This is a genomic window from Enteroscipio rubneri (genome assembly GCF_963929405.1).
Lineage (GTDB): Bacteria > Actinomycetota > Coriobacteriia > Coriobacteriales > Eggerthellaceae > Enteroscipio > Enteroscipio rubneri.
Window position 1 is genome coordinate 239,555 of sequence record NZ_CAWVIN010000003.1, and the last position, 13,740, is coordinate 253,294.

Genomic DNA, 13,740 nt, shown 5'->3' on the forward strand with positions numbered 1-13,740 from the left:
GGGCCCCGGAATCGATCGGTTGCTCCTCTACACTTGCAACGCGTAGAACAGCATGCGGGCCACGAAAATGGCCGCGAGCACCGCCACGTTGCTCACAAGCAGCAGCGGCACGGCAGCGCGCACGCCCACCGGCTCGGACTCTTCCACCATTCCGTATGGCATGGCTGCAGCCGCCCCCGCCGTCCTGCCAACCGGCGCAGCCGAGCGTCCGTTCGGGCGCAATGTCGCGCGCAGGCTTGCGAGCATAACGATGAAGCCGATCACGGAAAGAGCCACGTACACCCACGCGCCCGGCACCGCGTCCACGCCGGGAAGCGCAGAGGAGAAGATGGATTGAGCGAACAGCAGTTGGGCCGCAATGGCGAATACGGCCACCACCGCGCCCACAAGCGCGATCGCAAAGGCTGCAGTGGAGAACGCGGTTGTGCGAGCAGCGGGCAAGCCGCCGGCGAGCGCAACGACGAGCACCCCAAGCGGCACGCCTCCCGCCACGCAGAAGCCCATCATGCCGATAGGCACGAGCACTGAGTTCCAGGTAGGCACCGAGGAACCCACGTAGATGGCGCCGATGGCAAGCGAATAGACGAGCGCAGAGGCGCCGAGCACAGCAGCGAACACCATGCGCGGCCGATACGACAGCATGCCCGCTCCCGCGATCACCCAGTACACTACGCTCAAAAAGCCCAGAAGCGATCCAATGATGGACAGCACGATCATGGAGCCCGCATCGATGCCCTGGAACACGGTGACGGCACTGCGCGGATCCGCCAGGAAAGCCACGCCGGCGATGAAGCCCACGACCGTGATGCCGATCGGCAGCAGCGTCCAGAGATCAATGCGCTTGAGGCATGCATCAGAGAAATGCGTTGTGAAAAACATGATGGCGAGGCCGATGAACGCCCCCGACGCCATAGGCACGAGCGTCGTGAAGAGCACCATGGGTAGTTGTAGTGTGGCTAGTTCCATGAGCATGCACCTCCTGGGATCTGCGAGATCCCTTTGCAGTAATCGTCTGCCACCATGCTAAAGTGCGCGCGCCCTCCCTGCCCGCACCGTCGAAAAGTTCAGGAAGGCGTTGACGCGGCGTGCGCACCGCGTCAAGCGACAAGTCGGGTATACTTGCCGCACGCACGGGCGAACGCTCGCGCGAAGACGCCCGCGCGCATCATGCGCATCGGATTCTCAAGGAGCCGCCGTGGCAGTCAGCACCCTCGCACGTATGCTTAAGCCAAATGTCACCTCACTTGGCTACGCGCTCTTCTTGGCCATCAATGCCGCCGGTGTCTGGGGAGGCGTGTTCCCGTTCCTGCCGCTCGAGTTCCAGACTCAGGAAATCGTGTTCTGGTTCTTTCTCGCCCAGGCGCTTGTCTTCTCCGCAAGCTATTTCGCCAGCGCGCTGGGCGTATACTTCCTGCCAGGGCCGACGCGCTCCTTCCTCGTGCGGCTGGCGACGATCCCCTACCTGTCTGGCTGGGGATGCCTCATCGCCGCCATCTACCTTGAAGAATACGCGCTTGCTCTCGTGATCGCAGGCGGCGCGCAGCTGGGATTGGGATCAGCGGGATTCTACATGCTATGGCAGCGTCTGTTCGCAAGCCAGGATTCCGATGCCGGCAATCGCGACCTCATCGTGGGAACGGCGTATGCGTCCGTGCTGTATTTCTCGCTGTACCTTATTCCCGTGGCTGTGACGGCATTCCTCATCCCACTCGTGTTCCTTCCGCTGTTCGGCCTCACCATTGTGCTGAAAAGTCGACAGATCGACCGGGATCAGGCCATGTTCCAGGACGTGCCGCGCGAGCATCCAAACGTCTACCGACGCGTCCTGCACGACTATTGGCGCAGTGCGCTGTGCGTGGGGGCGCTCGGATTCTGCACGGGCATCATGCGTTCGCTGGCAATCGGCGAGCCGCAGGTCGGCTCACTCGTGAATGCGCTTTCAATGGGCGGGTCACTTGTTGTCGCCGTCGTCGTGCTCGCACTATGGCGATTCAAGAACCTGCGCCTCAACGTGGTGGGCGCCTACCGCATCGTCTTCCCGTTCGTGATCACGTCGTTTCTGCTGCTGCCGTTTTTTGCCCCTGCCCTACGCTCGCTGGCTGGCCGCCATCTTATACGCCGTCTACAGCGCAGCCATCATGCTCATGATGATCCAGTGCGCCCAAGCGTCGCGCGACCGCGGCATCAACCCCATCTTCATCTACGGGTTTTTCGGAGGCATCGTGTACACGCTCCACGATGCCGGGCTCTTGGGCGGCACGTTCGCGGAGCAGATCACCATCATGGGCATCGCCCCTCTTGCAGTCGTTGCGCTTGTTGCCTTGTACCTTCTAGGACTCATGTACTTCGTCGGTCAGGGCGGATTTCGCAAGGTCCTCGGACGCGAGAACGACGCAGCCAGCATCGAGCTCGTCGCATTACGACCGCCGGAAGCGCTCGACGACTCGCGCAAACGTCACGATGCCGACATGAAAGCGCGCGGATTTCGAGGAGAGCGCGCCCGCACGACGCCGTCCACGACACCCGATGTCCCACGAAAGCGCGGCCTGGGAGAGCCGACGTACCAGGACCGCATTTCGAAGCAGGCTGTCCTCCTTCAGCGGCATTACCGTCTGAGCGCCCGCGAGACTGAGGTCATGGAGCTCATCGCACGCGGAAACACGGTTGCACGCATCGCCGAGGACCTCGTCGTGTCGGAGAATACCATTCGTACGCATTCGAAGCGCATCTACGCAAAGCTCGCCATCCACAAGAAACAGGAGTTGCTCGATCTCGTGGATTCCTTCGACCCGCGCGATCTGACGGATTGCATGCGGCCAAAGCCGCCTTCCGCTTCCTGAATACAAAGCGCCCCTCCCGATGGGCTATCTTTCGGGAGGGGCCGAGAGCATATAGCGATACCGCGCTTAGAACTGCAGGGCGTAGAACAGCACGCGAGCCGCGACAAGGGCTGCGAGCACGACGACATTGGCGATTACCAGCATCGGCACAGCCGACACCGCATCGGCGTCAACGTCCGCACGTGCGCGCTCGGCGCCAACCACGCGGAAGCCGGCATCATCGCGACGTGAAATCGGATCGTCGTCCAGCGCATCGACGGAATCCCATGGCATGGCGGCAGCGCCGGCGGTACTGCCGAGAGGAGCGGCGGAACGTTCCACGCGCGGACCGTTCAGAGAGCCGCGCATCAGCGCCAGCGTCGCGACGAAGCCCGCGATGGATACGATGAGCCACACCCACGAGCCCGGCACGGCGTCGGCGCCCGGGAAGAATGCAGCTATCGTGGCCTGCGCATTGAGGAGCTGCACCGTCACTGCAAAGATGGCCGCCACGGTGCCCACGAGCGCAACAACCAGAGCGGTTGCACCGAACCGGGTCGCCCGCGCCTCGGGAAGCGCCTTCGCCAGCGCCAGCACGAGCATGCCCAGCGGGACGCCGCTTGCCAGGCTGAAGCCGGCGAACCCGATGGGCACGATGATGGATGCCCACAGCGGCACAGCCGACATCATGTAGGCCACGCCGATGGAAACCGCATACACGACGGCCGATACGGCCGCAACCGTGGCAAACGCTTTACGCGCTCCATATGACAGGCGTCCGATCATCGCAACGATCCAGTACACCAGAGCCACGACGGCGAATGCGACCGCCATGAACGCCGCAAACCCGAACGCTCCGGGATCGATCCCCTGGATAACCAGAAGCTCGCTTTGCGGAGAAGCGAGGAATACGACAGCGGCAACGACCCCGACGGCGAGGATAGCCAGAGGCAGAAGCGTCCAGCGGTCGATACGCCTCAGCGTGTCGACCGAAAAACGCGTTGTGAGAAACGCACAGGCCAAACCGATGAATGCGCCCGATGCCATGGGCGCGGCCGCCGTGAAGAACACGAGCGGTAGTTGCATGTACACCAAATCCATTGGGCATCAACCTCCTCAGAGCCGAACGCTCTTTGGTCGCAGGAACAGTGCGGCCATCGTAGGCACTCGAGAAGATGCTGTCGCGGCGCTCGTCTCGATTCCTCTCAGATGTTTCCGCTTCGAAGCGAATCCGCGATGAGCGTACGATGCCTGTGCCGGTGAATTCGGTTGTAAAAAGTGCGCGATCTGCGGGCGTTCGCAGTAACCTTGACGCTCGCAGCCTACCCCTCCTCGCCGAACAACACGTCGAACAGGTAGCGCGTGATGGTGGCGCGGCGCACCACGCCGATGAGCCTGCCGTCCTCGTCGATGACCGGCACCTTCTTGAACTTCTTCTTCGCCAGCACGTCGGCGATCTCGCCCACGGTCTGGTCGGCCGTGGCACACAGCACCTTCTGCACGGCCAGCTCCATGACGTTGCGATGCTTGAGCGCGCGAGCCTTCTCCTCGAAGGACTCGTTGTCGTACAGCACCATGTTGGCGTAGCCGCCGCCGAAGATGGAGCGCGTCTTCTGCGCGGCCACCGCCTTCATGATGTCGCCGTCGCTGATGAACCCCACCACGTGGAGCTCTTCGTCCACCACGGCGAGGCCGCTCGTGCCCAGCTCGTTGAACAGGGCCACCACCTCGCCGAGGGTCTGGTCGTAGCGGCACGTGAACGCGTCCCGCTCCATGATGTCGCCGATCGTCTGGCTCATCGTCCAGCTCCTTCCGTCGCTTCCTCCATGCATGCGGTCGACGATGCGACCGCCACAGTCCCCGTCGCGCCTTCGTCCGGTCGGGCAGACGGCGCCTTCGCCCCTGCCTGCACAAGCGGCTTCTTAGGATTGCGCACCTTCAAGATGGCGATGATCAGCGCGACCGCCGCCACCGCCGCAGAGATGCCGTACGCCACGTCGATGCCCGCCGCCGTGGACAGCACAGGACCAGCCTCGGCGTTCGCCGCAGTCACCATGGTCATCACCGTCACGATAAGCGCCGTGCTCACCGCGCCGCCCACCTGGCGACCCGTGTTGCTGATGGCGTTACCGTGCGCGATCATGTCGTTCGACAGCGCATTGATGCCCCAGGTGGTCACCGGCATGTTCGCCAGCGTCAGCCCCGAGGATTGGATGACGTAGAACACCACGAGGTACGCGACCATCGTCTTGTCGTCGACGAAGGACAGCGCCGCCAGCGAGGCGGTGAGCCCCGTCAGTCCCACGATGGCGATGACGCGCGGGCCGAACTTGTCGAACAGCATGCCGCTGATAGGGCTGAGGAAAATGGTGGCCACGGCGCCGGGCGTCATGAGGATGCCGGTTTCGAACGCCGTCAGCCCCAAAACGTTCTGCAGGTAGATGGGCAGGATGACGCTGCCCACGGCCAGCGCCGAGTTGACCACCGTCACGATGACGGCCGAGTACGCGAACGTGGGCGTCTTGAGGGCTCGCAGTTGCAGCAGCGGTTCGTCGATGTGCAGCTGGCGATGGATGAACCACGCGAGCGCGACCACGCCTACCACGATGCTGCCGATGACCACGGCATGGCCCCAACCCAGCGTGCTGGCGCTGGAGAAGCCGTACAGCAGACCGCCGAATGCGAACGTGGACAGCACGATGGACAGCACGTCGAGGTGGGGGCGCTTGAGCTCGCCCACGTTTGTGAGCTTGAAGAAGCTCACCGCCAGCACGAGGATGGCCAGCGGGATCATCGCCCAGAACATCATGCGCCAGCCCCACGCGTCGATGATGCCGCCGGCCAGCACGGGGCCGGCCGCCGGCGCGCAGCTCATCACGATGCCGGCCATGCCCATGGCCGTGCCGCGCTTCTCGGGCGGGAAGATGAGCATGGGCACCACGCCCACGAGCGGCAGCTGCACGCCTGCGCCGGCCGCCTGCAGCACACGGCCCACGATGAGGAGCTCGAATGAGGGGGCCGCCGCGCACAGCGCCGTGCCCACGATGAACGAGACGAGCGAGACGAAGAACAGCTTGCGCGTGGAGAAACGGTCGATGAGGAACCCGGTGATAGGCACCATGATGCCGTTGACCAGCATGTAGATGGACGTCACCCACTGCGCAGTGCCGGCCGAGATGGAAAACGCGTCCATCAGCTTCGGCAACGCGGGCGACAGGACGGTCTGGTTCAGGATGGCGAGGAACGCACCGGCCAGCACGATGCCGATGACGGTGATCTCCTTGCGGGTTACCTTGTGCTGTTGGGCTATCAATTGTTGCTCGTTCAAAATGACATCATCTTCCTAATCGCACGTCGACAGGCCTGACGGCGTACGCAGCCAAGCGTACAGACGGAACGCAGCCGAGACGCTATCGCGAGGCCGTCGACAGGGTATGTACCGTATGGAACGTTGGAGATGGAAATTCGCACGCGGTCGCAGCGAAGCTCTCGAAAGGCCGAACGGCCCGAGGGCCTACGCTCTCATGCTGAAAAGCGGCGTATCGAGCGGCGCGATGAAACGTGCGTGCGCGCTCACAAGCTGCCTTTCCACACGCCCGAGCCTACCTCGCCCGCCAAACGGAACGCGCCCGAACAGGCGCGCCGACGGCGGCCGGCAGCCAAGGAATATGCGAAGGAAGTCGATTGCATGACGAGCAAGTATAGCGGAGCCGCAACCCCCCGTGGTTCCGAGAAAGTGCACCGCTTCAAGCGAATTTCACAATCCCGCTCATGCGGTCGAGCGCGATACTCCAACCGGCAGGGCGGTCGGACCAGAAAACGTGCTAGTCTGTGACGTCGCCCGACTGGTGCAGGCTGATAGAGTCGCCAACGAACGTCGAGGGCGTCTGCGCGATCACATAAAAGAAGTCTTTGGTGCGAGCGGGGATCTCGCGCAGATCGTACCACGTCTGACCGCTGTATGAACGGGAGTCGCTCGCCACCCCCACGGCTTCCATGCCCAGCCCGTTGGCGTCGTAGATTGCGCGGTACAGATGGTAGGTCTGCGTCGCAATGATGATGCGCTCGGCTCCGAATACATGCTTGGCACGATACATGGTCTCGTATGTGGAGAACCCGGCATGGTCGCAGAACACGTCCTCGCTCGGCACGCCTTGCGAGATAGCGTAGTTCTTCATGCCTCTGACCTCGTTGTATGACACCGTGCTGTTGTCGCCGCTCATGATGAGCTTGGGCGCTGCTCCAGCAAGATACAGCTCGATGGCCACATCGAGACGATCCTGCAGGATGCGAGACGGCGTGCCGTCGGAGAGCACTGAAGCGCCCAGCACCACGATGGCGTCGGCATCGTAGGCGGTCGTCTCCTCGATACTGACGATGGCGGGCTTCGAGGTCGCGATCACTGCGGCGTTCGTGCACGCAACGACAAGGGCAGCCGCAACCGCGCCGACAAGCAGCACGCCAGCCGCACGCTTCAACCACCGTTTGTTTCCATGAGCGCTCATAGATCCCGATGATAGCAAAGACGCTGCACGCCCGAACGGAGCAAGCCGCCTCGCCATCGAAACTCGAAGCCGAATCCACGCAAATTGCGGGGCGAAGACGGTGCCTGCGTGCAAAGATCTTGCCCCCGAAGCGCAAGTGCCGAATGGGCCGAGCATACGGAGACGGAGTATGCTGGCCGCCGTTGACGAGAATAAGCCTTCGGTCCTCTGCCTTTCGACGGCCTTTGCGCGCCGGCATCCATCTTCCCCGCTCAAATGCAGGCATGCAGCATAGTCCGCCGACAAGCAAACTCTCGGATCGCTCGATCCGGTATCGCATCGGCATGGGCATAGGAACGTGCAACTTGCCGTCATATCCCGACGCATGCTACACTGGACGGCATCATCACCCCGCAGCCGCCCCAATGCCAAGCGGCCGCTTCTGCAAGGAGAGCGATACATGAAGTTGTAGCGATGCCCCCATCTCGACGTATCCCTTGGCGTTGCATGGCGCCGGGCTTGCGCGGATCCGCATCGCAGCTTCATAGGCATCCCGCCCTCTCCCTCACGCGCTTCGCACGCATGCCGCCCGCGAGCATCCGCACAGGCCCCCCTTCACGAAGGAGGCCTCCATGGTTCTCACTTTGCATGACATCCGCTACACCTACCCCGGCTCGCCTGCACCGGCGCTTGACCTCGTATCCGCCACGTTTGCGGAAGGCTGGTGCGGCATCGTAGGCGACAACGGCTGCGGCAAGAGCACGCTCGCGCGCATCGCCTGCGGTCTGCTCGCACCCGATTCCGGTTCGACGTTCCCGCGCCTGTCGGCCGCGTACTGCCCTCAGGACGCGTCCACCCCGCCTGAGATGCTGGAAGACTTTGCCTGCGACTTCTCCCGCGAAGCCCAGCGCCTGCGCGAGAGCCTTGGCATCGAGAACGACATGCCCTGGCGATTCGGCGCCTTGAGCTACGGAGAGCAAAAGAAGCTCCAGGTGGCGTGTGCGCTCTGGCAGAATCCCACCGTGCTGGCGCTCGACGAGCCTACGAACCATGTCGACGCGCCCTGCCGCGATGCCCTCGCGGACGCGCTCGAAGGCTTTCGCGGCATCGGCCTGCTCATCTCGCACGATCGCGCCTTGTTGAATCGGCTGGCGGATCGTTGCCTCATGCACGAAGCAGGCAGTTGGACCATGCGCCCCGGCGGCTATGACCGGGCGCATGGCGAGCAGGAGCGCGAGCGTGTCGAGGCATCGGCTTGCAAAGAGACCACCAAGCGCGAGGCCGCGCGCTTGGCGTCGGAAGCCGACGCCCGAGCGCACCTGGCAGCGCGCACGGCCAGCCGCCTGAGCGCGCGGCATCTGGACAGGCACGACCGTGACGGACGGGTGCGTAGGCAACTGGCCGTGTACTCTGGAAAAGACGGCCAGGCCGGCGTGCTCGCCACGCGCATGGACGCCCGCGCTGCCCGGGCGAGCGAAAAGGCCGCCGCCATCCGCATCGCGAAACGCTACGATGGATCGCTCTGGATGGATGCGCGTCCCCATCCACGCGCGACGCTCCTATTCATGGACGAGCACGACATCGCCTGCGGCCAAGGAAGCCTGCAGCTGCCGAAGCTAACGCTGGGTCACACCGACCACTTGGGCGTGAGCGGGCCGAACGGCGGCGGCAAATCCACTCTCGTGCGGCATGTGCTCGAGCAGCTTCCCGCCGACGTGCCCACGCTTGTCATTCCCCAGGAGGTGGAACGGGACGAGGCCGGCCGCGTTCTCGCACGCCTGCATGACGCCGATGAGATGCGACGCGGCAGGCTGCTCTCCTTTGTCACGCAGCTCAATTCGAGCGCCGAGCGCATCCTGGCCGGCCGCGACGTCAGCCCCGGCGAGATGCGCAAGCTCATGTTGGCCGAGGGGGTTCTCGACGGCCCGTCTCTCATTGTGATGGACGAACCCACGAACCACCTGGACCTCCATTCAGCAGAAGCGCTTGAGCGAGCTCTTGCCGCGTACCCCGGCGCGCTCATCGTCGTCTCGCACGACGAGGCTTTCCTGGACGCCTGCACGAGCATCCGCTGGACCGTCGAAGAAGGGCGTGTGAACGCGAGATGATCCGACAACTGGAGTGCGCGTTGCCGCGCCCCTACTTCGCGACGATGTTCACCAGGCGGCCAGGGACGACGACGACCTTCTTCACGTCCTTGCCCCCGAGCGCCGCCTCGACGGCGGCGAGGGCGGCGGCGCGCACGTCGTCCTCGGGGGCGTCGGCGGCCACCGTGATCTTGGCCTTCACCTTGCCGTTCACCTGCACGGCCAGCTCCACCTCGTCGGCCTTGGCCTGCTCGGGGTCGAACTCCGGCCACGGCTGCTCGTAGGCCGAGCCCTCACGGCCCAGCACGCTGCGCCACAGCTCCTCGGCCCAGTGCGGGGCCATGGGGGCCATGAGCTTCACGATGACCTCGGCGGCCTCGTGGTCGAACGTGCGCGAGAACGCGCAGGCGGCGCGCTGATCCGCCGAGCACTTGCGCAGATAGTCGCCCGCGGCGTTGCACAGCTCCATGATGGCGGCGATGGCGGTGTTGAAGTTGTTGCGGTCGAAGTCGTCCGCCACCTTGCCCACCACGCGGTGGCGTTCGCGCACGAACTTCTCGAGCGCCTTCTCGCCCTCTTCCTGCGAGGCGCCCTCCTGGTAGAACGTCTCGTCGCCCGCCTGGCCCACCAGGTCGTTCACGATGCGCCACGCGCGGTTCATGAACTTGTAGATGCCCGCCAGGCCGTCCTCGTTCCACTGGAGCTCCTTGTCGGGCGGCGCCATGAACAGGATGTACGTGCGCACGGCATCGGCACCGTAGCCGGCGATCATCTCTTCGGGCGAGATGACGTTGCCCTTGGACTTGCTCATGACCTCGCCGTGCTCGTCCAGCACCATACCCTGCGTGAGCAGGTTCGCGAACGGCTCGTCGAAGTCCACGAGCCCCAGGTCGCGCAGCACCTTCGTGAAGAAGCGGCTGTACAGCAGGTGCAGGATGGCGTGCTCGATGCCGCCGATGTACTGGTCCACCGGCAGCCAGCGGTTCGCCTTCTCGGGCGCGAACGGCAGCTCCTCGTTATGCGGGTCGGTGTAGCGCAGGTAGTACCAGCTGGAGCACGTGAACGTGTCCATGGTGTCCGTCTCGCGCTTGGCCGGGCCGCCGCACACGGGGCAGGTGGTGTTCACGAACGCCTCGTGCGTGGCCAGCGTCTCGCCGGCGGCCAGGTCGATGTCCTCGGGCAGGCGCACCGGCAGGTCGCGCTCGGGCACGGGCACCAGGCCGCACTCCGGGCAGTGGACGGCCGGGATGGGATTGCCCCAGTAGCGCTGGCGGCTGATGAGCCAGTCGCGCAGGCGGAACTCCACCTTGCGTCGCCCGCGGCCGGCCGCCTCGAGGTCGGCGATGATGGCGTCCACGGCCGGGCTGTGCTTGCCGCCCACCATGCCGGTGTACGTGCCCGACTGCACGAGGATGCCCTCGGCGTCGTAGGCATGGTCCCAGTCGACGCTCGTCACGCGGCGCTCCTGCACGCCGTCGAGCTCGGGGTACAGCGGGTCGTCCTCGCCCAGGATGATGGGGATGATGGGCAGGTCGTACTTGCTCGCGAACTCGAAGTCGCGCTGGTCGCCGCACGGCACGGCCATGACCGCGCCGGTGCCGTAGTCGCTCACGATGTAGTCGGCCACCCACACGGGCACCTTCTCGCCGTTGATGGGGTTCACCATGTAGCGCCCGGTGAACGCGCCGTGCTTCTCGCGGTCGCCCTGGGCGCGCTCCACGGCGCTCACCTTGGCGGCCTGCTCCACCACCTCGCGCACGCCGGCCTCGTACTCGGTGCCGGCCACGAGGTCCATGAGACCCTTGTACTCGGGGGCCAGCAGGAAGAACGAGCAGCCGAACAGCGTGTCGGGGCGCGTGGTGAACACGGTGATGAGGTCGTCCTCGGTCGGCTCGGCGGGCGCTTCGCCGTCGGGCCCGCACAGCGTGAACGTGACCTCCGCGCCCTCGGAGCGGCCGATCCAGTTCGCCTGCATCTGCTTGACGCGCTCGGGCCAGCCGTCCAGCTGGTCCAGATCGTCCAGCAGCTCCTGCGCGTAGTCGGTGATCTTGAGGTACCACTGCGTGAGGTCGCGCTTCTCCACCGCGCCGTGGCAGCGCCAGCACTCGCCTTCGGTGACCTGCTCGTTCGCGAGCACGGTCTGGCAGTTGGGGCACCAGTTCACCGGGCTGTTGCGGCGCTCCACCAGACCCTTCTCCCACATCTTGAGGAAGATCCACTGGCCCCAGCGGTAGTACTCGGGGTCGCACGCCACCACGGTGCGGTCCCAGTCGTAGCTGAAGCCCATGCGCTTGAACGACGCCTTCTGCGTGTCGATGTTCTGGTAGGTCCACTTCGCCGGATGGCTGTGGTGCTTGATGGCCGCGTTCTCCGCCGGCAGGCCGAACGCGTCCCAACCCATGGGGTGCAGCACGTCGAAGCCGCGCATCTTAGAGTAGCGCGCGATGACGTCGCCGATGGTGTAGTTGCGCACGTGCCCCATGTGGATGTCGCCCGAGGGGTACGGGAACATCTCCAGCACGTAGCGCTTCGGCTTGGAGGCGTCCTCGGTCACTTTGTACAGGTCGGCGTCGGCCCACGCCTTCTGCCAGCGGGGCTCGATCTCATGCGGGTTGTACTGTTTCATGGCGGTGTCTTTCCTTGGACGAGCGGGGCGAATCGTAATTGCCTATTGTAGCAGGTGTGGCAAGCGCGCAGGAAGTTATTCGCTTACGTTGCCGGTCAAGCGGCATACACGGATGAAGCGCTTCGCACCCACTGAAAGCAAAGCGATCAACAGCTTATCTCTTTTCAAACGCATCAACGAGGTCGATGACCTCCTGTTTGCTATGCACACCCAGCTTCACGTAGATGTTCTTCATGTGCGTTCGCACGGTGTTCTTGGACACAACCAGCTTATCGGCGATGTAGGGCAGATCACGCCCTTTCACGATGAGGCCGAACACTTCCGTCTCGCGCGCCGACAGACCCGCATCGCGCGCAATGGCGCCGCATACATCCCGTGCACCCTCGACTTCGCCATCCACCGCACCCGCCGGTTTCGACTCCCTCCAGCGGAACTTGATCGCGAAGAATACGGCTGAGAGGCCGTACACCAACACGAGCGCCAAAACCAGCAGGTGGGCAAAACCGAAGTCGCTGCCGCCTTGCAGCGCGTGGCCCACCACGAATCCGGCCGTCATCGAAGAGTACACGAATCCCGCAAACACGCCCACAACAATAATGGGGTCGACGTGCAGGCTCTCCGATTTTTGCAGACAGGCGAGCTGCATGAGGATGGACATGACGCCGAACGCAAACAGCGAAAACGATATGAAAGCCACCCGATAGCTGTATCCGAAAAAGGGCATCAGCAGAAACCCCGTCGCCATAATGGGGAACAGAAGCTGAAATACCAGCTCAATATGCACGTATTCGTGAAACCGATACCAAGCAATGCCGAGAGCGAGCGAGGCAAGCAGCTGGGAAAACACAAACGAGCTCTGCAGGACAGCAGAGAGCGACGGATTGCTCAAACCGAGCGCATACACGATCTGCCACACGAACCCGAACGCCGAGACACACAGTACAGGCTTCCAAAGGTCCCGAAAGGGCGTCTTACGCGCCCATCCGAGCATCGCAGGATACACATCTGATGGAGCGTCTTTTCCCACCGCCCATAGGATGCCAGCCGACACCAGGGCTGCGCACACGCTCATCGTAATCGGATAACCGAAAAAGCCGACGAGCGAAACCGCCAAGAACAGCAGGACCCCTAAGGCACTTGCAATCATAAGGCAGTAGCCAGCAACGAAGATTCCACGCAGGGAGAACGCCTTCTGCCACAGCATAAAGAGCACGGCGCTCCCAATCCCTATGAAGCCTGCCCCCAGCATGGCCATCCAAACAGACACGAGACTCGCCGCCAGAACCGACAGGCCCCCGAGAGCGATAAGGCCAGCGGCGACGCAGAGGACGCGCCCGAATCGATACGACCCGCGTCGCTTCCAAGCGCAGTACGCGCCGAGGAAGAAGCCACCTGAAAAGAACAGGAGGCGCACAAGCCCGAACGTGAACGCGGCCTCTCCTGAAAGCAGGCTCGATTCCGGCGTGCGAGAGCCGTCCCATACGAGGATGGTAACGGACAGCAGGTAAAAGGCCCACCCCAAACACGGCGCGACATGCCGGCGCATCGAAACCCCCTCCAGAAACGCGCGCCTCCGATGCGTCCCCTTTTAAAAACCCGCCGCATGAAGCCTCCACGCTTATCCGTTTCCCAACCCCATTATAAGCCCCGAAGGTTTCCCGCCTCCCGCTCGTTCACCTCCGTCATATATGCAATGCTGGAATTCACATCTGGGATGTGAGGCC

The 13,740-nt window shown here is 63.8% G+C and carries 9 protein-coding genes; 2 read left to right on the plus strand and 7 right to left on the minus strand.

Annotation, left to right across the window (positions count from 1 at the left end; translation table 11 throughout):
* Positions 1-27 precede the first annotated feature (27 nt).
* Positions 28-966 (minus strand): DmsC/YnfH family molybdoenzyme membrane anchor subunit, encoded by a 939-nt coding sequence (locus tag ABGT83_RS08325; protein ID WP_103265762.1) that lies wholly within the window; start codon positions 964-966, stop codon positions 28-30.
* A 1,109-nt stretch (positions 967-2,075) separates the two neighbouring features.
* Here ABGT83_RS08325 and ABGT83_RS08330 point away from each other — a divergent pair.
* Entirely contained in the window at positions 2,076-2,840 is a 765-nt protein-coding gene (locus ABGT83_RS08330; protein ID WP_346686977.1) for a helix-turn-helix transcriptional regulator, read from the plus strand.
* A gap of 66 nt (positions 2,841-2,906) precedes the next feature.
* Here ABGT83_RS08330 and ABGT83_RS08335 read toward each other — a convergent pair whose 3' ends face one another.
* The 4 genes from ABGT83_RS08335 to ABGT83_RS08350 form a co-directional block, all read right to left on the minus strand.
* Positions 2,907-3,920, minus strand: a complete 1,014-nt coding sequence (locus ABGT83_RS08335) for a DmsC/YnfH family molybdoenzyme membrane anchor subunit (protein ID WP_103265747.1) — start codon at positions 3,918-3,920, stop codon at positions 2,907-2,909.
* Between the two features lie 221 nt (positions 3,921-4,141).
* The gene (locus ABGT83_RS08340; RefSeq protein WP_103265746.1) at positions 4,142-4,618 is read right to left on the minus strand and encodes a CBS domain-containing protein; all 477 of its coding nucleotides are present in this window, start codon (positions 4,616-4,618) and stop codon (positions 4,142-4,144) included.
* Positions 4,615-6,132: an MDR family MFS transporter gene (locus ABGT83_RS08345; protein WP_346686978.1), complete on the minus strand. Its 1,518-nt coding sequence runs from the start codon at positions 6,130-6,132 to the stop codon at positions 4,615-4,617. Before ABGT83_RS08345 ends, ABGT83_RS08340 begins: the two co-directional genes overlap by 4 nt.
* A gap of 511 nt (positions 6,133-6,643) precedes the next feature.
* Positions 6,644-7,297, minus strand: coding sequence for a SanA/YdcF family protein (locus ABGT83_RS08350; RefSeq protein WP_346686980.1), 654 nt, complete (start codon positions 7,295-7,297; stop codon positions 6,644-6,646).
* A gap of 638 nt (positions 7,298-7,935) precedes the next feature.
* Between ABGT83_RS08350 and ABGT83_RS08355 the strand changes: the two genes are divergently transcribed.
* Complete coding sequence (locus tag ABGT83_RS08355; protein ID WP_346686982.1) at positions 7,936-9,411, plus strand: ATP-binding cassette domain-containing protein; 1,476 nt, start codon at positions 7,936-7,938, stop codon at positions 9,409-9,411.
* Between the two features lie 31 nt (positions 9,412-9,442).
* Here ABGT83_RS08355 and leuS read toward each other — a convergent pair whose 3' ends face one another.
* Entirely contained in the window at positions 9,443-12,016 is a 2,574-nt protein-coding gene (gene leuS, locus ABGT83_RS08360) for a leucine--tRNA ligase (protein ID WP_346686984.1), read from the minus strand.
* Between the two features lie 154 nt (positions 12,017-12,170).
* Positions 12,171-13,562, minus strand: coding sequence for a LuxR family transcriptional regulator (locus ABGT83_RS08365; RefSeq protein WP_103265742.1), 1,392 nt, complete (start codon positions 13,560-13,562; stop codon positions 12,171-12,173).
* Positions 13,563-13,740: the final 178 nt, after the last annotated feature.